Origin of the sequence: Pseudotabrizicola sp. L79 (genome assembly GCF_036553525.1) — a bacterium.
In the GTDB taxonomy this organism is placed as follows: domain Bacteria; phylum Pseudomonadota; class Alphaproteobacteria; order Rhodobacterales; family Rhodobacteraceae; genus Pseudotabrizicola.
In genome coordinates this window covers 1-774 of record NZ_JAZHDA010000042.1, presented here as the reverse complement: position 1 = coordinate 774, position 774 = coordinate 1, and the positions used below count along the sequence as shown (strand labels likewise).

Below are 774 nucleotides of genomic sequence, written 5' to 3'. Positions count from 1 at the left end.
TGGTCGGCTTCAGAAGCCGACCTCGTCGTTGTTGTCGACCAGTTCGGGGCCCTCGCCCTCGGCCGTCTTCGGGCGGCTGAGGAAGTCGACCTTCTCGGCGATGATCTCGCAGCCGTAGCGGTCGACACCCGCCGCATCGGTCCACTTCGTGTAGTGGATGCGGCCCTGGACCAGGACCTTCATGCCCTTCTCGCAGTTCTCGGCGACCGATTTGCCGAGACCGTTGAAGCAGGTGATGCGGTGCCATTCGGTGTCCATCACGCGGTAGCCGTGCTCGTCGCGGATCGGGCGGCCTTCCGACAGGCGGGGGCGCGAGGTGGCGAGGGTGAAGTGGGTGATCTTCGTGCCGCCCTGGGTGACGCGGGCTTCCGGGGCCTGACCGATGTTGCCGGCGAGGATGACGATGTTCTGCATGGTGTAAAACCTCTTGTCTGGTGCGAGGGACCATCCCTTCGACAAGACCCGGTCCGAGCCTGTCGGGAGACGTCTGCACGGCAGGGCCAAGGGACCAGCCGGAAACCCCCGAGGGGACGGGGTGGAGCGGGCAGGACGCTTTGCGGCCAACACGGCCCGGACGGGAGCGGGGTTGCGGGCAGGAAACCGAACAGGCTTAGGGGATAGTCAGTCGAAGGGGAGGTGCCTCAACCAGACCACAGGGGAGAGAACCCCAAGCAGACGAGTTCAGCCGACCTCATCCGGCGATGTCAGGCCCAAGGGGGAACCATCCCGGGAATATGAAAAGGTCTCACCACGCCCACACATGCCCCTTGCCCC

The 774-nt window shown here is 65.4% G+C and carries 1 protein-coding gene; it reads right to left on the bottom strand.

The features are described from left to right. Positions 1 to 9 precede the first annotated feature (9 nt). Complete coding sequence (locus V3C85_RS04470; RefSeq protein ID WP_031339640.1) at positions 10 to 414, bottom strand: single-stranded DNA-binding protein; 405 nt, start codon at positions 412 to 414, stop codon at positions 10 to 12. Positions 415 to 774 lie beyond the last annotated feature (360 nt).